The organism is Candidatus Nealsonbacteria bacterium (genome assembly GCA_026396195.1).
Classification (GTDB): domain Bacteria; phylum Patescibacteriota; class Minisyncoccia; order Minisyncoccales; family JAGGXC01; genus JAPLXH01.
On sequence record JAPLXH010000006.1, the window covers coordinates 105,181 to 123,902 of the forward strand.

The 18,722-nt window shown below is 37.4% G+C and carries 18 protein-coding genes and 2 tRNA genes; 10 read left to right on the forward strand and 10 right to left on the reverse strand.

All coding sequences use genetic code 11. The annotated features are described in order from the left end of the window. Positions 1–70: 70 nt before the first annotated feature. The 7 genes from NTU58_02235 to uvrA all read right to left on the reverse strand — a co-directional run bounded on the left by NTU58_02235 (position 71) and on the right by uvrA (position 7,228). Positions 71–155: transfer RNA gene (locus NTU58_02235), tRNA-Ser, on the reverse strand. 31 nt (positions 156–186) lie between these two features. Then, positions 187–1,083 carry a M48 family metallopeptidase gene (locus NTU58_02240; GenBank protein MCX6764505.1) on the reverse strand — a complete coding sequence of 299 codons (897 nt, stop codon included), beginning with the start codon at positions 1,081–1,083 and terminating at the stop codon, positions 187–189. Between the two features lie 11 nt (positions 1,084–1,094). Then, on the reverse strand, positions 1,095–1,649 hold the full coding sequence (locus tag NTU58_02245) for a LemA family protein (GenBank protein MCX6764506.1): 555 nt from the start codon (positions 1,647–1,649) through the stop codon (positions 1,095–1,097). A gap of 126 nt (positions 1,650–1,775) precedes the next feature. Further along, the gene (locus NTU58_02250) at positions 1,776–2,330 is read right to left on the reverse strand and encodes a peptide deformylase (GenBank protein MCX6764507.1); all 555 of its coding nucleotides are present in this window, start codon (positions 2,328–2,330) and stop codon (positions 1,776–1,778) included. Positions 2,331–2,336: 6 nt separating this feature from the next. Next, complete coding sequence (gene groL, locus NTU58_02255) at positions 2,337–3,956, reverse strand: chaperonin GroEL (protein ID MCX6764508.1); 1,620 nt, start codon at positions 3,954–3,956, stop codon at positions 2,337–2,339. A gap of 11 nt (positions 3,957–3,967) precedes the next feature. After that, positions 3,968–4,258 carry a co-chaperone GroES gene (locus NTU58_02260; protein ID MCX6764509.1) on the reverse strand — a complete coding sequence of 97 codons (291 nt, stop codon included), beginning with the start codon at positions 4,256–4,258 and terminating at the stop codon, positions 3,968–3,970. A gap of 147 nt (positions 4,259–4,405) precedes the next feature. Then, positions 4,406–7,228, reverse strand: coding sequence for an excinuclease ABC subunit UvrA (gene uvrA / locus NTU58_02265; GenBank protein ID MCX6764510.1), 2,823 nt, complete (start codon positions 7,226–7,228; stop codon positions 4,406–4,408). Positions 7,229–7,352: 124 nt separating this feature from the next. On the opposite strand from uvrA, the gene NTU58_02270 reads away from it, so the two are divergent. The 7 genes from NTU58_02270 (at position 7,353) to trpS (ending at position 14,032) form a co-directional block, all read left to right on the forward strand. Then, positions 7,353–8,642, forward strand: coding sequence for a GIY-YIG nuclease family protein (locus NTU58_02270; protein ID MCX6764511.1), 1,290 nt, complete (start codon positions 7,353–7,355; stop codon positions 8,640–8,642). 54 nt (positions 8,643–8,696) lie between these two features. Next, the gene (locus NTU58_02275; GenBank protein ID MCX6764512.1) at positions 8,697–9,044 is read left to right on the forward strand and encodes a phage holin family protein; all 348 of its coding nucleotides are present in this window, start codon (positions 8,697–8,699) and stop codon (positions 9,042–9,044) included. Between the two features lie 10 nt (positions 9,045–9,054). After that, positions 9,055–9,264 carry a preprotein translocase subunit SecG gene (gene secG / locus NTU58_02280; GenBank protein MCX6764513.1) on the forward strand — a complete coding sequence of 70 codons (210 nt, stop codon included), beginning with the start codon at positions 9,055–9,057 and terminating at the stop codon, positions 9,262–9,264. Further along, entirely contained in the window at positions 9,261–11,192 is a 1,932-nt protein-coding gene (locus NTU58_02285; protein ID MCX6764514.1) for an ABC transporter substrate-binding protein, read from the forward strand. The genes secG and NTU58_02285 overlap by 4 nt, the downstream gene beginning before the upstream one ends. A 6-nt stretch (positions 11,193–11,198) precedes the next feature. Then, positions 11,199–11,282: transfer RNA gene (locus NTU58_02290), tRNA-Leu, on the forward strand. A gap of 63 nt (positions 11,283–11,345) precedes the next feature. Then, positions 11,346–13,031, forward strand: coding sequence for a ribonuclease J (locus NTU58_02295; protein ID MCX6764515.1), 1,686 nt, complete (start codon positions 11,346–11,348; stop codon positions 13,029–13,031). A 20-nt stretch (positions 13,032–13,051) separates the two neighbouring features. Continuing rightward, positions 13,052–14,032, forward strand: coding sequence for a tryptophan--tRNA ligase (gene trpS, locus NTU58_02300; protein MCX6764516.1), 981 nt, complete (start codon positions 13,052–13,054; stop codon positions 14,030–14,032). Here trpS and NTU58_02305 read toward each other — a convergent pair. After that, entirely contained in the window at positions 14,021–15,445 is a 1,425-nt protein-coding gene (locus tag NTU58_02305; protein MCX6764517.1) for a hypothetical protein, read from the reverse strand. The two genes, trpS and NTU58_02305, sit on opposite strands and share 12 nt — an antisense overlap. Positions 15,446–15,455: 10 nt before the next feature. After that, entirely contained in the window at positions 15,456–16,241 is a 786-nt protein-coding gene (locus NTU58_02310) for an inositol monophosphatase family protein (GenBank protein ID MCX6764518.1), read from the reverse strand. Positions 16,242–16,364: 123 nt separating this feature from the next. On the opposite strand from NTU58_02310, the gene NTU58_02315 reads away from it, so the two are divergent. From NTU58_02315 to rpsR, 3 genes are read left to right on the forward strand one after another with little or no spacing between them, the layout of a single operon-like run. Further along, positions 16,365–16,784, forward strand: coding sequence for a 30S ribosomal protein S6 (locus tag NTU58_02315; GenBank protein MCX6764519.1), 420 nt, complete (start codon positions 16,365–16,367; stop codon positions 16,782–16,784). Between the two features lie 3 nt (positions 16,785–16,787). Next, a complete protein-coding gene (locus tag NTU58_02320; protein MCX6764520.1) occupies positions 16,788–17,300 on the forward strand; it encodes a single-stranded DNA-binding protein in 513 nt (170 codons plus the stop codon). 22 nt (positions 17,301–17,322) lie between these two features. Next, positions 17,323–17,529 carry a 30S ribosomal protein S18 gene (rpsR, locus tag NTU58_02325; GenBank protein MCX6764521.1) on the forward strand — a complete coding sequence of 69 codons (207 nt, stop codon included), beginning with the start codon at positions 17,323–17,325 and terminating at the stop codon, positions 17,527–17,529. A gap of 70 nt (positions 17,530–17,599) precedes the next feature. Here rpsR and recA read toward each other — a convergent pair whose 3' ends face one another. Then, a complete protein-coding gene (recA, locus tag NTU58_02330) occupies positions 17,600–18,604 on the reverse strand; it encodes a recombinase RecA (protein MCX6764522.1) in 1,005 nt (334 codons plus the stop codon). Between the last annotated feature and the right edge of the window lie 118 nt (positions 18,605–18,722).

Below are 18,722 nucleotides of genomic sequence, written 5' to 3' on the forward strand. Positions count from 1 at the left end.
GAGGCGAATCCCACTTTCGCTCGCTTGGCGGATTTTATCACGCCGAAGCCGAGCTTCAGCGAGGCGAAGGCGGAGAGGGTGGGGTTCGAACCCACGGGCCCCTTTCGAGGCACGGCTTTCCAAGCCGTTCCATTAAACCACTTTGGTACCTCTCCATTTTGCAATTTGCAATTTGTAATTTGCAATCTACAATTTTAAATCTCTCAACGCCTTAACTCTCTCTATTGTCAGAGGATGAGTTCTCAACAAATTAGCAAACCAATTTTGCTTTTCTTCGGCCCTGAAAGGAGCTGAAATAAAAAGATGAGCTATGGAACTGTTGGCTACTCTTAAGGGATTAGGATCGGCTGAAATTTTTTCTAATGCTCTGGCCAGTCCTTCCGGGTATCTGGTTAAAAGCGCTCCGGAAGCATCGGCTAAAAATTCTCTTTTGCGGGAAATAGCCAGTTTTATTAGGGTTGCGGCTAAAGGCGCTAGAATTGCAGCAATTATCAAGATAGCTAAAAAAATTGCATTTCCTTTTCCCCGCCTGCCTCCTCCTCCGCCGAAACGACTCATCCTAAAAAATAATTGAGCCATCAAGGCTATCATTCCTGCTAAAACCACTACAACTGTTTGTAAAAGCATATCTTTGTTTCCAATATGAGAAAGTTCGTGAGCAATCACTCCCTCCAATTCCGTTTTCTCCAATTTTTCCAGCAATCCCCTGGTTACCGCAATTACAGCATGTTCCGCGTCCCGGCCGGTAGCAAAAGCATTGGGCTGGAGTTCATTTAAAATATAAATCTTTGGCAAGGGAAGACCGGCAGTAATACATAAATTTTCTACTAATCGATAAAGTTCGGAGTTTTGCTCTTTTGTAATTAACTGAGCTTTAGTCATTGCAATTACAATTTTATCCGAATACCAATAACTTCCAAAACTGGTAAACACGCTAAAAACAACCGCAATTGGCAAAATAAAAGGAGCTTCCAGATAATAACTGAATAAATAACCGAGAACAATAATGAGAATAAAAAAGAAGCTCATCAATATCCAAGTCTTGCGAGTATTGGACTCGGCTTGAGTATAAAGAGTTGCCATTTTATTTTTATTTAGAAGTTTACTTTGACAGGTTCCCTAGCCGCCGCTGCCTCTTCCAGTTCAAAAAACTCCATCTTTTTAAATCCAAAAGGGCCGGCAATCATGTTGCTGGGAAAAATTTCAATCTTTATGTTTAAGTCCCTGACGTTGCCGTTATAAAATCTTCTGGCAGCTTGAATTTTATCTTCTGTATCGGTTAACTCCCTCTGAAGCTCCAAAAAGTTTTGAGAAGCTTTCAAATCAGGATAACTTTCCGCTACGGCAAAAAGAGATTTTAAGGTAGAAGAAAGCATGTTTTCAGCTTGAGCTTTTTCTTGCATGCTTCCGGCTCCCATTGCTTTGGCTCGAGCTTCGGTTACTTTCTCAAACACTTCTCTCTCGTGGGTAGCGTAACCCTTGACCGTTTCCACTAAATTGGGAATCAAATCGTATCTCCTCTTTAACTGGACATCGATATCGGCCCAGGCCTCTTTAGATCTGGTCCTTAAAACAACCAAACCATTGAAGGTATAGGCCAGCCAAACACCTATAACTAAAATTATACCGACTAAAAAATATAAAATCATAATTTAAAATAAATATTATTATTTTTTGACCTTTTTATTATCTTTTTTTATTTTACCAAAATCTTAAAATTTATCAACACTAAAAACAAAAATCGCCTATTTTTTGGCGGTTTTGTTTTTTTATTTTTAATCTTTTTTCCTGATATCCAGCTTCTCGTCAAAAGCAACGGACAGAAAATCTTTCTCTTCCATGCGATATAAAAAATTCTTTCCTTCAAGATGGTCAAATTCGTGCTGGATGACTCTGGCATGGAAAGAGTCTTTTATCTGCTCAGTGTGTTTTTTTCCTTCCAAATCAAAATATTCTATTTTTAGATTATTGGCTCTTTTCACTTTTCCGTAAAAAGCGCCGTAAAAAACACTGAGACACCCTTCCGGATTTTTATTGGCTCCCAATGAAAACTTTAAAATTTTAGGGTTAATATAAGAAACAAAGCCAACTTCTTGCATCTCAGGATATCTTTCTTTATATCTTTCGGTTGGTTTTATATCCACAATAAAGATTCTTTTCGAAATCCCAATTTGAGGAGCGGCAATTCCAACCCCGCCGTAATGATTCAAGCTTTCCTTGAGGGATTTTACAATTTCGTCCGCTTCTTTAAAATCTAAAACCAACTCTGATTTCTTGGAAAGCAAATCCCCTTCTTTAGTGCCTAACTGTTTGGGAAGAACAATTGCCATAAATTTTTAGTACTCAGGCATCATCGGAGAAGCTGAATGTTTATGATTTTCTTTTTCAGGTTTTTCTCCGATTAAAACTTCAGTGGTCAGTAACATTGCAGCAGCCGAAGTGGCGTTTTCCAACGCTGACCTGACTACTTTGGTGGGATCCACTATGCCGGCTTGCATTAAATCTTCAAAAACTCCGGTTCCGGCATTATACCCAAACCCGCCCTTGTTGTTTTTAACTTGTTCAGCTACCACGGAACCCTCGGCTCCGGCATTTTTGGCAATCTGACGAATCGGCTCCTCCAGGGCTCTCTTTAAAATATTAAGCCCGAGCTGTTCATCGCCTTGGGCCTTTGAGTCTTCCAATGCTTTTACCGCCCTTAACAAAGCCACTCCTCCGCCCGGAACTATTCCTTCTTCAACGGCAGCCCGGGTAGCATTTAAAGCGTCTTCGGTTTTATGCTGAAGGGCTTTTTGCTCCACTTCGGTGGCGGCTCCCACTTTTATAATTCCAACGCCTCCGCTTAATTTGGCCAATCTTTCTTGAAGCTTTTCTTTGTCAAAATCGGAAGTCGTAGCTTTTATTTCTTTTTTTATCTGGTTAATTCTGGCTTCAATTTCGCTTTTTTCTCCTTTGCCTTCGATAATAGTAGTGTGTTCTTTGGTGGAAATCACCCGGCGAGCCATGCCCAACATTTTTTCTTCAACGTTTTCCAATTTTAAACCGGTTTCTTCGGAAATTACCTGGCCTCCGGTAACTGTAGCGATATCAGCCAGCATTTCTTTTTTTCTATCTCCGAATCCCGGAGCTTTAATGGCTAAAGTGTTAAAAATTCCGCGAAGCTTATTAACCACAAGTGTAGCCAAGGCATCGCCTTCGATTTCTTCGGCAATAATTACCAATTCTTTTTTCCCGATTTGAGCTAATCTTTCTAAAACCGGTAAAATTTCGTTTAAAGAAGCAATTTTTTTATCGGTAATCAAAATGTGAGCGTTCTCATAAACCGCTTCCATTCTTTCGGGGTCGCTTATCATATAAGGAGAAATATAGCCGCGGTCAAACTGAAGACCTTTAACGATTTCTTTTTGAAGGCCGAAAGTTTTTGACTCTTCAATGGTAATGACTCCGTTTTTTCCGATCTCTTCCATCATTTGGGCAATCAAGTTCCCCACTTCCGGATTCTCGGCGGAAATTGTCGCCACCTGCGCCATTTCTTCTTTGGTGGTTATTTTCTGAGCCATTTTTTTTAACTCGGCAACCACTTGCTCCGTACCTTTGGTCAAGCCCCGCTTGATAGCCAAAGGGTCTGCTCCAGCCGCCACATTTTTCAAGCCTTCTGAAATTATAGCTTGAGCTAAAAGCACTGCCGTGGTTGTTCCGTCTCCGGCTACGTCATTGGTTTTTTGGGCGACTTCTTTGACTATTTCAGCTCCTATATTTTCAGCTTTATCCTCAAGTTCTATTTCTTTGGCTATTGAAACTCCGTCATTGGTAATAGTCGGAGACCCGAACCCGCTTTCAATAACAACGTTCCGACCCTTGGGACCCAAAGTCACTTTGACGGCGTTAGCCAATTTATCAACGCCTTCTTTTAATTTTTTACGAGCATCTTCCGAATATAATATTTGTTTTGCCATAGTTTTTTAAATTATTCTAAAATCGCCAAGATGTCCTCCTGCTTAGCAATTAAATATTCTTTGTCATCGATTTTTACCTCATTGGGGCCGTATTTGGTAAACAAAACAATGTCCCCGGGTTTTACTTCCGGCGGAATAACTTTGCCGTCTTTGGTTCGCTTGCCGGACCCCACGGCAATAACTTTTCCCTGTTCCGGCTTTTCTTTTTCAACGGTAGAAGGAAGAATAATGCCGAATTTGGTTTTCTCTTCCTGGGAAATTGGCTCAATTAATATGTAATCGGCCAAAGGTTTAATGTTCATATTTTTAATTTTATTAATATAATTTTAATTGATATTGATTTTACCTGTTAGCAATTGCGACCTTTGATTGCTAATTTTTTATTTTAATTTTTTAAAAAATAATGTCAAGCCCTGTTGCTAAAAAATGTTTTTAAGGGCGCGGAGAAATTATAGAAGGGGTTTTAAATATTTTCCGGTATAACTTTCCTTGTTTTTGACGATTTCTTGAGGAGAGCCCTGGGCCACGATATATCCCCCCTTTTGGCCGCCTTCCGGCCCCAGGTCCAAAATCCAGTCAGCGTTTTTAATAACATCCAGATTATGCTCTATTGTCAGAATAGTATTTCCCTTTGCAACTAATCTTTTTAAAACCAGCAAAAGTTTTTTAATATCTTCAAAATGAAGGCCAGTGGTCGGCTCGTCTAAGATATAAAGAGTTTTTCCGGTGGCTTTTTTGGAAAGCTCGGTAGCCAGCTTAATCCGCTGGGCCTCTCCGCCCGACAAAGAAGGAGCCGGCTGACCCAAACCGATATAACCCAATCCCACTTCTTTTAAGGTATTTAATTTTTGAAACAAAGGAGGAATATTTTTAAAAAACTCCAAAGCATCTTCAATGGTCAGCGCCAAAACCTGGGCGATATTTTTCCCTTTATATTCTATCTCTAAAGTTTCTTTATTGTAACGGGCTCCCCTGCATTCCTGGCATTCCACATAAACATCGGGTAAAAAATACATTTCAATTTTTTTAACTCCCTGGCCTTCACAGGCCTCGCAACGGCCCCCTTTAACGTTAAAAGAAAACCTACCGGATTTATAACCCCTGACTCTAGCCTCTTTAACCTTGGAAAATATATACCTAATGTAAGAGAAAGCTCCGGTATAAGTTACGGAATTTGACCTTGGCGTCCGGCCAATCGGCGACTGGTCAACCAAAACCACTTTATCTAAATGCTCCAAGCCCAAAATTTCATCATATTTCCCCGGCTCTTCTTTTGATTTATAAAATTTCTTGAATAAAGCGCGGGCCAACGTGTCGGTGATTAAAGAGCTCTTCCCGGAACCGGACACTCCGGCAATGCAAACCATTTTTTTTAAGGGAATCTTGGCCGTGATATTTTTAAGATTGTTTTCTTTGGCTCCCTTTATTATTAAAAATTGAGGGGTTTTGTTGTTTTGATTTTTAATCTTTTCCAGTTCTATTTTTTCTTTTTCTTCTATCTCTACCTTTTTTTTGCCTGAAAGATATTGGCCGGTAAGGCTCCTTGACCTTAACAATTGCTTTGGGGTCCCCTCAAAAGTTAAGTTTCCGCCGTGCTTGCCCGCGCCTGGCCCGATATCGATAACCCAGTCGGCCTCTAAAATAGTATCTGCGTCGTGCTCTACGACAACAACGGTGTTTCCCAAATCCCTTAAATTTTTCAAGGTAGCAATCAATTTTCTCTGGTCTCTGGAATGAAGACCAATTGAAGGCTCGTCTAAAACGTATAAAACGCCGGTCAACTTTGAACCCAACTGGGTGGCTAATCTTATTCTCTGCTCTTCTCCCTCTGAAAGCGTGGCGGCTTTTCGGTCCAGGGTCAAATAATCTAAACCGACATCGCTCAAAAATTGAAGGCGATTGATAATTTCTTTAAAAATCGGGTGGGCGATTTTTATTTCTTCTGGTTTTAAAATAAATGATTTTTGCTCCAACATTTCGCCAAAAAACTCTTTCAGGTCTTGGATGTTTGTTTCCACTATCTGGTCAATCGATTTTTGGGCGACCTTAACCGCCAAAACCTCGGGCTTCAACCTCTTTCCTAAGCACTTAGGGCATTTTTTAATAATCATATATTGTTCAATTTCTTGGCGAGTCCAGTCGGAATCAGTCTCGTGATACCTTCTTTCCAAATTACGAACCACTCCCTCAAAATTTTGGTCTCCATGAAGAATTAAATCAATAACTTTCTTTGGCAAATCACTGACCGGAGCGTCAAGGGAAAAATCGTGTTTTTGGGCCAGTTTAGACAGTTGCCAAAAAAAATATCCCTGCCTGCCGATTTTATGGGAAGCCCGGGACCAAGGAAAAATAGCGCCTTCGGCAATGGTTAAACTTTTGTTCGGTAAAACCAACTTTGGGTCCACTTCTAATTTTTCGCCCAATCCCTGGCAAAAAGAACAGGCGCCGTAAGGAGAGTTAAAAGAAAACAATCTGGGTTCTATTTGAGGCAAGCTTATCCCGCATTCCTCGCAGGCGAAATGCTCGCTAAACAATATGTCTTTATTTTTTAAATTTATCATTAAAACGCCCTTGCCCAACTTCAAGGCGGTTTCTATGGAATCAACCAATCTGGTGCGGTCAATTGATTTTTCAATAATTAATCTGTCCACCACCACCTCAATGTTGTGATTTTTTTTGGGGTTCAAATCAATGGCCAGGGCCTCCTCAATCAAATGAACGATACCCTCAACTCTTACCCTGATGAAACCGGCTTTTTGAATTTCTTCCAAAACCCCTTTATGCTCTCCTTTCCGACCTCGGATAACGGGTCCTAAAACTAAAATTTCCGAACCTTTCGGTAACTTAAAAATTTGGTTGGTAATTTGAGCGACCGTCTGACGGGTTATCGCTTTTTTGCAATTTGGACAATGAGCCTGGCCTGTCCTGGCGAATAACAACCTTAAATAATCATAAATTTCGGTAATAGTGCCGACAGTTGAACGAGGGTTATGGGCGGCCTTCCTTTGGTCAATGGAAATTGCCGGAGAAATGCCCTCAATTTTATCAACATCAGGCTTTTGCATAATGCCTAAAAATTGGCGGGCATAAGGAGACAAGCTTTCCACGTATCGCCTCTGGCCTTCGGCATACAAAGTATCAAAAGCCAAAGAAGACTTGCCGGAACCGGAAATTCCGGTAATAACAACCAGTTTGTTCTTTGGGAGATTAACGGAAATATTTTTTAAATTATGGATTTTAGCTCCTTTGATTTTTATAAAATTACTATACATATATATAGAATAAGAGAAATCTTTAAGTCCTTAATTATACGCTGATTTTTCTTTAATTTCAATAGCTAAAAAGACCTCCCCCTACGTTGAGAATTCAAGATTTATGTTTTAAAATGAAAAAGTAATGGAAAAATTCAAGTTTACGAATCAAAATAAAATTTCTCATCTCTCTCAAAGCCCGGGAATTTATGCTTTTTTTGGAAAAAAAGAAATTTTTTATATAGGCAAAGCAATAAATATAAAAAAAAGACTAAAAAGCCATTTCCAGCAATCCTCTTATAAAGATAAAGTTTTTTTAGAAAAAACAAATAAAATAGGAATTATTGAAACCGGTTCGGAAATTGAGGCTTTAATTTTGGAAGCCAAGTTAATCAAAAAATACCAACCCAGGTTTAATGTGATATGGCGGGATGATAAAAATTATTTCTACGTTGTATTTACCAAGGAAAATTTTCCAAGAATTTTTATCACCCATCAAATTCCAAAAAATCATATTTTGAATAAATGTGCGGGACCCTTTGTCGACGGGAAAGCTTTAAAACAAACCTTGAAAATCCTGAGAAAAGCTTTTCCATACAGGAATTGCAGGTTTTTACCCAATAAGCCCTGTTTGTGGTATCAACTGAAAAGATGCCCGGCTCCCTGCCTCCTGAAAAACAAGCTGGCCGAACAAATCCCTGAAATTTCAAAAAAAATAAAAGAGGAATCCCGAAGAAATGCCTTTGACATTATAAAAATCTTGGAAGGTAAAAAGGAAAACCTTTTAAATGACCTTAAAGAAAAAATGAAAGGTGCGGCTAAATCAAAAAATTTCGAAGCGGCTCTCCAAATAAGAGACCATATCGGGTCCATGGAAAAAATAATGGCTCACCGAATAGCTTTAGACGAAAAAGAAGAAAATTTTAACTGGGAAAAAATTAAAAATAATTTACAGCTCATTTTAAACAATAAAAAAGATTTTTACAGAATAGAGGCTTATGATATTTCCAATTTCCAAGGTAAAGAAGCTACGGGAGCTCTTATTGTTTTTATAGAGGGAAAACCCGATAAAAATCATTATCGCAAGTTTAAAATTAAATTTTCCGAAAATAAACCCGACGATATTGCAATGCTAAAGGAAATTTTAAAAAGAAGATTTAAACATAAAGAGTGGCCCCTGCCTGATTTGGTTTTGATTGACGGCGGAAAAGGACAGCTGAATTTGGCTTTAAGGGCCATAAAAAATAAGGAGATAAAAATTATGGCTTTGGCTAAAAAAAATAATGAACTTTTTTTGCCTTATCAAAAAAAGCCGATTTTACTAAAAAAATTGCCTCCCCAATTTTCTAATTTAATTCTTCGGCTCAGAGACGAAGCTCACCGTTTTGCCATTGATTATCATCGTAAATTAAGAAAAAATAAACTGTTCAGTTGAAAAACAATTTGAATTCTGGTATTGTTTCTGGTATTATTAGTTATTAAACAATCTATGAAGTCACGTTTTAGAAAATTAATCTTACAGATTATCGCGGGAATCGTGTCAATCTGGCTGGCTAAAGAGCTTGTTCCGGGCATAGAGTTTACCGGGTTTATCAAGGATTTATTGCTGGCGGGGCTTTTATTGGGCTTGATAAATGCTTTTATTAAGCCTATTCTTAACCTGATTACCCTGCCCTTAAGAATAATTACCCTTGGACTCTTTGGCCTGTTAATCAACATGGGAATCGTTTGGGCAATTGATATCTTTTTTACAAATTTAAACTTTGTCGGACTTTTGCCTTTATTTTGGACGGCAATCATTGTTTGGGCTTCGAGCTTGATAGCTAATCGAATTTAACCATATTATTATGTCTATTTTATCTATAACGCAAATTATAGTTTCTATTTTTTTAATTATTTGCATTCTGCTTCAACAAAGGGGAGCAGCTTTGGATTCCGCTTTCGGCGGAGGAGGAGAATCTTACTCCTCCCGCAGAGGAATGCAAAAAACCATTCTGTGGATTACAATCGTCCTGGGAATTGCCTTTATTATTTTATCCCTGTTGAATCTCAAATGAGTCAAAATTCATTTCTCAAAAATTTTAAATTTTCTTGGTTTGGTTTTTCTCAATGGAAAAAGCTTTATAGCTTGCTTTCCAAAACCGAAAAGAACATTGTTTTTTTATTTTCAATTTTAGCTTTGGGTTCTTTTGTTTTTTTAAGCGCAAATTTTTATCTCAAAAACACTGAAATTAAACCGGCCGTCAACGGCTCTTTTGTCGAAGGAATAGTGGGCCAGCCGAGTTTCATCAACCCCTTGTATTCGGAGGCTTCTGATGTTGACCGAGATTTGACGGAAATATTGTTTTCCGGGCTGATGAAATATGATAAAGATGGAAAAATCGGAAAAGACTTGGCTGACAACGTAAAAATAAAAGAAGGGGGAAAAATTTATGAATTTTCAATAAAAAACGATGTTCTTTGGTCTGACGGCAAAAAATTAACGGTTGACGATATAATATTCACGATTCAAGCCATCCAAAGCTCCGACTATAAAAGCCCGTTAAGGGCGGAATGGCTGGGAATAGAAATAGAAAGAATCTCCGATTATGAAATCAGATTCATTCTAAAAAAACCTTCTTTTGTTTTTTTAGAAAACACCACTTTAAAAATAATCCCGAAACACATTTGGGAAAAAATACCGATTGCCAACGTCTATTCAAGCCCATATAATTTAGAGCCTATAGGTTCGGGACCTTATAAATTTAAAAGCTCGGAAAAAGATAAGTCAGGTTCGATAATTAATTTTATCGTGGAAAGAAACCCTGATTATTACGAAAAAGGACCCTTTGTCTCTGAAATTAATTTTAAGTTTTTTAAGACAGAAGAAGAATTAATGACAGCCGTAGAAAAAGGAGAAATCACCGGATTTTCAATAATTAGTCCTGAAAACTATCAAGATTTTTACGTTAAATATTTTAACGTAAACAAGATTGTTCTGCCCAGATACTTTGCCGCATTTTTTAATATAGCCAAATCAAAAATTTTGGAAGATAAAGAAGTAAGAAAAGCTTTAAACTTAGGAACCGATAAAGAAGAAATATTAAAAGAAACTTTGGCGGGCAACGGAAAAATAATTGACTCTCCTTTAATGCCTGAAATTTACGGCTTCTCCGCGCCTTCCAAGATTTACGAATTTAATATAGAAAAAGCCAAGGAAACGTTGGAAAAAGCCGGTTTTAAAGACGAAAACAATGACGGCTTCAGGGAAAAAACCATAGAAAAAATTCCGGCTTTCAGGTTCAGTTCGGTTTTAAACACGGGGAGCCAGGGATTGGAAGTCCAAGAACTGCAAAAATGTCTGGCTAAATACGCCGAAGAAGTGTTGAAACCGTCGGGATTAACTTCGGGAACCGGCAAGGTTGGAAAAGCAACGATGGACAAGCTAAATCAAGTGTGTTTTCCATCCCCTAAAGAAACCTTAAGCTTAGGGTTTACCTTAGTAACGGTTGACCAGCCCCAATTAGTCAAGGTTGCAAATCTTTTAAAAAACCAGTGGGAAAAAATAGGGGTCAAGCTGGAAATTAAAACCACTGACATCGCCACCTTAGAAAGAGATTATATTAAAACCAGGGATTATGAAATTTTATTATTCGGAGAGGTTTTAGGTTCAATTCCCGATCCCTTTCCTTTCTGGCATTCTTCTCAAAAAAAAGACCCAGGGTTGAACTTGTCCAGCTACGAAAATAAAAAAGCCGATGAATTTTTAGAGAAAGGCCGGGAAAGCACCAGCTCCGAAGAACAAAAGAAAAATTACGAACAGTTTCAAGACGTTCTGATAGAAGATGCTCCCGCTATTTTTATTTATACTCCCGATTATTTTTACTTAATAAAAAAAGATACGATTCAAGGGATGGAAACAAAAGTCATCACCGATCCGTCCCAAAGATTCTCAGGAATTGAAAATTGGTATATCAGCACCAAAAGAACTTGGAAATCTCAATAAATCAAAGCCCTCGTGGTGAAATTGGCAGACACCTTGGTTTCAGGAACCAAGGACCGCAAGGTCGTACTGGTTCAAATCCAGTCGAGGGCACTGTAAAAAACTTAAAAAATCTGAAATCTCTTTAATTTTGAGATATAAGATTGCTTTATTTTTATGACAACTAATTTAAAGAAAAAAGATTCAAATTTAAGAATTATCCCTTTGGGCGGTTTGGGAGAAGTCGGCCGGAACATGATGGTTCTTGAATACAAAGATGAAATATTAATTATCGATATGGGATTTAGAATGCCCGAGGAAAACATGCCCGGCATTGATTATATTATTCCCAATGTTTCTTATTTGCAGGGAAAACAAAAAAATATTTTGGGAGTAGTTTTTACTCACGGACATTACGACCACATCGGAGCTGTCCCTTATTTAATAGAAAAATTAGGGAATCCCCCGCTTTTCGCTTCGGGATTAGCTAAAGGCATTATTCTGAAAAGACAGGAAGATTTTCCTCGCTCTCGATTAAATATAACTCAAGTTAAAAACGGTTCAAAAATCAAACTGGGCCAATTTAAAATTGAATTTTTCCGGCAGAACCACAATATTGCCGATAATTTGGGAATTTTAATCGAAACCCCGATCGGCAATATCATTGACACTTCAGATTTTAAATTTGACAAAGAACCGGTTAATGATTTACCGACTGACTTTGAAAATTTAAAAAGAATCGGTGAGAAGGGAATCTTGCTTTTAATGTCCGATTCTACCGGAGCCGAGGAACCGGGACATTCTCTTTCGGAAAAGCAAATTTTTGAAAATCTTGAAGACATCTTTAAAAAAGCCCGCGGCCGGATTATCGCCGGCACCTTTGGTTCTTTGATTAATCGAATCCAACAGGTAATATCTTTATCGGAAAAATACGGAAGATTTGTCGCGGTTGACGGCTATACAATGAGAAATAACGTGGAGCTTTGCAAAAACTTAGGTTACATCAAAACAAAAAAAGGAACCTTAATCAAACCGGAAAAAATCCGCAATTATCTCGACTCCAGGGTAACCCTGCTTTGCACGGGAGCCCAAGGTGAGGAATCGGCGGTTCTGATGCGGATTGCCAATCAAGAATACAGGCCCCTGAAACTGAAGAAAGAAGATACAGTAATTTTTTCCTCTTCTGTCGTTCCGGGAAATGAAAGAACGGTTCAGTATATGAAAGATAACATCATAAGACAAAAAGCCAAGGTTTTCCATTATAAAATGATGGATATCCACGCCGGAGGCCATGCCCAGCAAGAAGAATTGGAAATAATGATAAAAATTTTAAAACCGAGATTTTTTCTGCCGATTCACGGCCAATATTCAATGCTGGCTGCTCATGCCGAATTGGCCAAAGAATCGGGCATTCCCGAAAAAAATATAGTTGTGGCTGAAAACGGACAAATTATTAACTTAAAACAAAATCAAATTTTTATTGAGAAAAAAGAAGTGCCTTCAAACTACGTAATGGTTGACGGATTGGGAGTGGGAGACGTGGGAGAAATTGTCTTGAGCGACCGCCAAACTTTAGCTAGTGGCGGAATGTTCGTAGTCATTGCGGTCGTTGACAGAAAAACCGGCAAAATTATCGGCTCACCGGATATCATTTCCAGAGGTTTTGTTTACTTGAGAGAATCAAAGGACTTGTTAAAAGAAACCCGAAAAAAAGTGGTGGAAATCGTAAACCGGGCAGCTTTTTCCGGAGGAGCTATAAACTGGATTAACATAAAAGAGGAGATAAAAAATAAAGTCGGGTCCTTCCTTTTCCAAAAAACTAAGAGAAGACCCATGGTATTGCCCGTAGTAATAGAAGTTTAGATATTGTAAAATAAAAAAATATGAGGATTGTAACCGGCATTCGGCCTTTAGGCAAATTTCATATAGGAAATTATTTGAATACCGTGAAACAATATAAAGAACTTCAGGAAAAAAATGAATGTATTTTTTTTATTGCCGATTTGCACGGCCTCACTACCCCATTTGATTCAAAAACATATTCAAGGGAAGTTTTTGATAAGGCCATTGAAATTCTAGCGTCCGGCTTAAATCCCGAAAAATGCATCATTTACCTCCAGTCAACGATAAAGGAGGTGACGGAATTGGCTTGGATATTGAGCACGGTAACTCCTTTGGGAGATTTGCAAAGAATGACTCAATTTAAAGAAAAATCAAAAAAACACATTCAAAATATAAACGCCGGACTTTTGAACTATCCCATCTTGATGGCGGCTGATATTTTGATTTATCAGGCTGATTTGGTGCCAGTTGGAAAAGACCAGGAACAGCATGTGGAATTGGCCAGAACCATTGCCAGAAGGTTCAATAAAACCTTCGGCCAAATCTTCAAAGAACCTGAAGCCCTAATTTTAAAATCCTCGGCTAAAATCATGTCCTTACAGGAACCCGGGAAGAAAATGTCAAAAAGCGACGGGCCTCAAACCCAAATTAATATTTTTGACGAACCTGAAATTTTAAAGAAAAAAATAATGTCGGCAGTAACAGACACCGGTAAAACAATCAAATACTCACCCGATGCTAAACCCGGCATCTCCAATCTTTTAACCATCTATTCATTGGTTAGTGAAAAATCAATAAAAGAAACAGAGAATAAATTCAAAAAGAAAGGCTATGCTGATTTTAAAAAATCGCTGGCCGAACTTTTAATTGAAAAATGGGAACCTATGCGCCGAAAAAGAAAAGAACTTCTAGCCAGAGAAGATTATATGAAAGAGATTTTAGACCAAGGAGCGAAAAAAGCTCGAGTTTTAACCCAATCAACGATTGAAGAAGTAAGAAAAAAAACCGGATTAGTTCAATAAATTAACCCCGCTGTCATTTAAATATTTGCAGCCCTCACTTTCTAAGAGATTAAAAACCTCTTTTTGTTTTTCTGAAAGAAGCTTGTTATTGATTGCCTCTGCTGTAAAACGCAGAACCGGATCGTTGGCTGAGGGACGTAAATTAAAATTCCATTCCGGGTAAGAAATCGTTAAAGTATCGAAATCAGAAATTTTAGCTGAAAAATATTTTTCTCTAATCTTATCTAAAACTTTACCCATTGCCTTCAAAACTTCTGGAGTTAAATCATCTATCTCGGAAAAACCGGGTAAAACAAAATTATATTCCCCGCTGACGGGATAATTTTTACGACCGTCACTAGTTAACTCTCCCAAGGTTTTATTGCTTTCTGAAATTATCTGAAGCATTTGTAAAAAAGCAATTAAGCTATTTTCTGCCATATAATCTCCGAAATTATAATAAACATGGCCTGAAGATTCAGCTCCGAAAATAGCATTTTCTTTTTTCATTCGGCTTTTAAAAAAACTGTGCCCGACTAGTTCAATTTGGGGAATTCCCCCGGCCTCAATAATTTTTTTTCTGATATATCTTGTGGCCCGAACATCATGTAAAACAACTCTTTTTTCATTATTTTTGCATATTTTTTCAGCGATTAGGCCGTTTATATAGGCTCCGAAAATAAATTCGCCATTTTCATCGATAAAATATATTCTATCAGCATCGCCGTCGAAAGCTACGCCCAAATCTGCTTTAACTTCTTTCACCTTATCGACTAATTGCTCTCTGTTCTCTTTTAAAAAAGGGTTGGGAGCGTGCCCCGGATAATGACCGTCCAACTTCCAGTTAATCTTAATAAAATTTATTTGAGGAATATTTTTTTCGAGATGGTCAATTTCTAAAATACCCACTGCGTTTGAAGCGTCAACCACTACTTTTAGCGGTTTGATTTTTTTAACGTCAACAAAAGACAAAACTTGAGAAATGAAATCTTTCCAAACATTTTTTTGTTCTAATTTTCCTTTTTTTGAAGATTTTAATTCTTTATAACGCAAGAAATCCTCTTTAAGTTTCTCCATGCCTAAACCCTTACCAAAAGGACTGGCTCCAGGTCCCACAATTTTAATACCGCTTAAGTGACCGGCCGAATGCGATGCTGTGACTTCCAAGCCTATATCAAACTTAAAGTTGCCGGCGGTAAAATAAACAACATCCGTACCGGCGATACCGATATCCGTAACCTTGACGCCCTGGTCAAGAGCGCCTTTTACCAAGGCCTTATAAATATTAGGGGTAGCCAAACTGATATCTCGGCCAATGACTAAGTTTTTTGCATTAAAAGTACGAACTAAAATTCTGACTATTTTATAAACAATATCATCGTTGATATCTTTGGGATATTCCCCCCTGATATCATAAGTTCTAAAAATTTCCATAATTCATTTATTATATTAATAATTTTAATAATTTATCATGTACCTTATCGTTTGAAGCTATCAAATGAATAGTCTTTTTTATAAACTTATTTCCATTTATATTTGTAACTTTTCCTCCGGCTTCTTTTACTATGATGGCTCCCGCTGCAATATCCCATAATTTAGCACCGTCGTTTAATGCTATATAAGACTCAAATCCTCCCGAAGCAACATAACAAAGCCCCAAAGGACCGCTTCCCCAAGCCCTAACTCGATAGGTTTTTTTAAATAATTTTTCTAATTTTTTATGATTTCTACTAAAAGCTTTTTTTGATAATTTATAATTTGGCAGTTCGGTATAAATAAAAGAATTTGCGAGATTTTTTATTCGGGAAACATGAATTTTTTTATCGTTAAGAAAAGCCCCTTTACCCTTTTCAGCATAAAAAAGATTGTTCATTGCCGGAAAAAAAACTACCCCAACAATTATCTCTTCTTTTTTTTGGAGGGCAATGGATACACAAAATATAGGAATTTTTCTTATATAATGCTTTGTCCCGTCAAGAGGATCAATAATCCAAGTATATTCTGATTTTAAATTCTCTTCTCCTTTTTCTTCAGATATAATATTATGGTCCGGAAAATTTGATTTAATCTTATTAATTATTATTTTTTCAGCCCTTAGGTCCGCATCGGTAAGAACGTCTTGTCTGTCTTTGTATTTAATGACCGTAGCTTTGTTAAAATTTTTCATTAACATTTTTCCGGCTTCTTTTGCTGCTTCTATGGCAATTTTCTTAAAATTATTGATTTTCATATGTTTTTATTATATCATAATCTCATAAGTTTTTCATCGGTTTTTTCGCTTGATTATTCAAAGAAAAGCTGTTATAATGCCCTTGATTCGATAATCTTAAAATAATAGAATTTAAATTGTCTTATGAAATATTACGAATTAACTTATTTAGCTTCTCCGGAACTTTCCGAAGTAGAGGTTAAAGAACTTCAGCAAAAGATCAACGTTTCCGTTCAAAATAAGGGAGGAATTTTAGATTTTTCTTCGGAGCCCTTCAGGATTAACTTAAAATACCCGATAAAGAAAAATAACGAGGCTTATTTGATTACTTTAATTTTTAGCTTAAAACAGGAAGATATTCAGCAGTTGGACAAAGAAATAAAAACAGAGGAAAAAATTATTCGATTTTTATTATTCTCAAAAATAAAAGCAAAAGAACCTGAAATTGAAATTAAAGAAACGCCAATGGAAAAAGGTATTGTTGAACCTAGTGTAACCAAAAAAACGGAAAAAAAGGTCGAGTTAAAGGATATTGAAAAAAAATTAGAAGAAATTTTAGAATAAAAAATGAATTTAAATAAAGTTTTTGTAATAGGAAGATTAACGGCCGACCCGATTTTAAAAACAACTCCTTCGGGACAATCGGTTTGCAATTTTAGCGTCGCCACCAATAGGGTTTGGAACGACAGAAACAGCGGCCAAAAACAAAATGAAACTCAATACCATAATATAGTTTTGTGGAGGAGATTGGCGGAAATCAGCTCTCAATATTTAACAAAAGGTTCCTTGGTGTTGATTGAAGGCCGGCTCCAAACTAGAAGCTGGCAAGACCAATCGGGAAAAAATAATTATCGGACTGAAATTATAGCCGAAAGAATACAGTTGGGCCCGAGATTGGGAGCAAAACAAATGCCAAATGAACCCAAAGAAACAACCGAAGAAATTCCTATTATTGAAGAAAACGATACCCCTCCCCCTTCCACTTCCGAAGAGTCATTAAAACAAGAAATCGCAGAATCTGAGGAAAAAAATAATGAAGAAGATTCGGAAGAAATTGACATTAAAGATCTGCCTTTTTAAACAATAAAAAACTTAAAAAACCATGAAGACGAATTGTTATTTCTGCCAAAGAAACATCAGAGAAATTGATTTTAAAAATGTAAAATTACTGGAAAGATTTATTTCCAGCTGGGGTAAAATTAAGTCTAAAAAAAGGACGTGGCTTTGTTCAACCCATCAAAGAAAATTAGCTAAAGTTATAAAAAGAGCAAGATTTTTAGGTTTGCTGTCTTTCACCAGCAAGTATTAATAAACTTAGACATATCATCAAAAACAAAAAAACTGCCCTTGATGAACAGCTTTTTTGTTTTTTAATAAGATTAGGAATTGCTATAACTTTTTAAAATGTCTTTTTTTATTTCTTTTGCCAAGTCAATATTTTCCTTCAAAAAATCCTTGGCTCCTTCCACGCCTACTCCTATTTTTTTATCTTGATATTGAAAAGAGTTTCCCACTCTTTTTATAATTTCTTTTTTTAAAGCTAAATTCAAAATATCGGAAGATTTGGAAATGCCTTCGTTGTAATAAATATCAAATTCAGCGATTTTAAATGGAGCGGCTACCTTGTTTTTTACTATCTTGGCTTTGTGCCGGCCGCCGACAACTTCGTCTCCTTTTTTAATCTGAGCTATTCTTCTCAGATTAATTCTTACAGAAGCGTAAAACTTTAAAGCCAACCCTCCGGGAGTGGTTTCGGGGTCTCCGAAAACAACGCCGATTTTCATTCGAGTTTGATTTAAAAATATAATTACGGTATTAGTTTTAGCGACAATGCCGGATAACTTTCTTAAAGCCTGGCTCATTAATCTAGCCTGAAGCCCTATTTTAAACTCACCCATTTCGCCGGCTATTTCTGCTTTAGGAGTTAAATCCGCTACTGAATCCACCACTACCGCATCAATCGCTTCCGACCTGACCAGGGTTTCTAAAATTTGAAGCGCCTGTTCGCCGGAATCAGGCTGGGATATTAAAAGCTCGTCCACATTTACTCCGATTTTACGGGCATAATCCGGGTCTAAGGCATGTTCAGCGTCAATAAAAGCGGCTTGGCCTCCTTTTTTTTGAGCTTCAGACAAAATATGAAGAGCTAAAGTGGTTTTCCCGCCGGCTTCCGGACCAAAAATTTCAATAACCCGGCCCCTGGGAATTCCTCCCACGCCTAAGGCTAAATCTAAAGAAAGAGAACCCGTCGGAATGACATCAATGTCAGCGGCTTTTACTTCTTTCAAGCGCATGATAGCGCCTTCCCCGAATTTTTGGGTTATTTCATCCAAGGTTTCTTGGATGTCTTTTTTCTCTATTTTTGAGACCGGTTTTTTTGTCATATATTATAAAAATTAATTTAAAATTATTTTATATTTTCTTGCCCTAAAACTATGGGCGTAAGCCCGTAGATACAGGGCAAGCCCGGAGCGAAGCGGAGGGAAATACATAAATCCTAAA

Coding starts and splice junctions, on each gene's coding strand:
- NTU58_02320 (MCX6764520.1), top strand. CDS start 16,788: ATGAATTTAAATAAAGTTTTTGTAATAGGAAGATTAACGGCCGACCCG.
- NTU58_02240 (MCX6764505.1), bottom strand. CDS start 1,083: ATGGCAACTCTTTATACTCAAGCCGAGTCCAATACTCGCAAGACTTGG.
- NTU58_02305 (MCX6764517.1), bottom strand. CDS start 15,445: ATGGAAATTTTTAGAACTTATGATATCAGGGGGGAATATCCCAAAGAT.
- NTU58_02250 (MCX6764507.1), bottom strand. CDS start 2,330: ATGGCAATTGTTCTTCCCAAACAGTTAGGCACTAAAGAAGGGGATTTG.
- NTU58_02260 (MCX6764509.1), bottom strand. CDS start 4,258: ATGAACATTAAACCTTTGGCCGATTACATATTAATTGAGCCAATTTCC.
- NTU58_02275 (MCX6764512.1), top strand. CDS start 8,697: ATGAAGTCACGTTTTAGAAAATTAATCTTACAGATTATCGCGGGAATC.
- NTU58_02270 (MCX6764511.1), top strand. CDS start 7,353: ATGGAAAAATTCAAGTTTACGAATCAAAATAAAATTTCTCATCTCTCT.
- groL (MCX6764508.1), bottom strand. CDS start 3,956: ATGGCAAAACAAATATTATATTCGGAAGATGCTCGTAAAAAATTAAAA.
- secG (MCX6764513.1), top strand. CDS start 9,055: ATGTCTATTTTATCTATAACGCAAATTATAGTTTCTATTTTTTTAATT.
- NTU58_02295 (MCX6764515.1), top strand. CDS start 11,346: ATGACAACTAATTTAAAGAAAAAAGATTCAAATTTAAGAATTATCCCT.
- NTU58_02310 (MCX6764518.1), bottom strand. CDS start 16,241: ATGAAAATCAATAATTTTAAGAAAATTGCCATAGAAGCAGCAAAAGAA.
- NTU58_02245 (MCX6764506.1), bottom strand. CDS start 1,649: ATGATTTTATATTTTTTAGTCGGTATAATTTTAGTTATAGGTGTTTGG.
- recA (MCX6764522.1), bottom strand. CDS start 18,604: ATGACAAAAAAACCGGTCTCAAAAATAGAGAAAAAAGACATCCAAGAA.
- trpS (MCX6764516.1), top strand. CDS start 13,052: ATGAGGATTGTAACCGGCATTCGGCCTTTAGGCAAATTTCATATAGGA.
- rpsR (MCX6764521.1), top strand. CDS start 17,323: ATGAAGACGAATTGTTATTTCTGCCAAAGAAACATCAGAGAAATTGAT.
- NTU58_02285 (MCX6764514.1), top strand. CDS start 9,261: ATGAGTCAAAATTCATTTCTCAAAAATTTTAAATTTTCTTGGTTTGGT.
- NTU58_02315 (MCX6764519.1), top strand. CDS start 16,365: ATGAAATATTACGAATTAACTTATTTAGCTTCTCCGGAACTTTCCGAA.
- uvrA (MCX6764510.1), bottom strand. CDS start 7,228: ATGTATAGTAATTTTATAAAAATCAAAGGAGCTAAAATCCATAATTTA.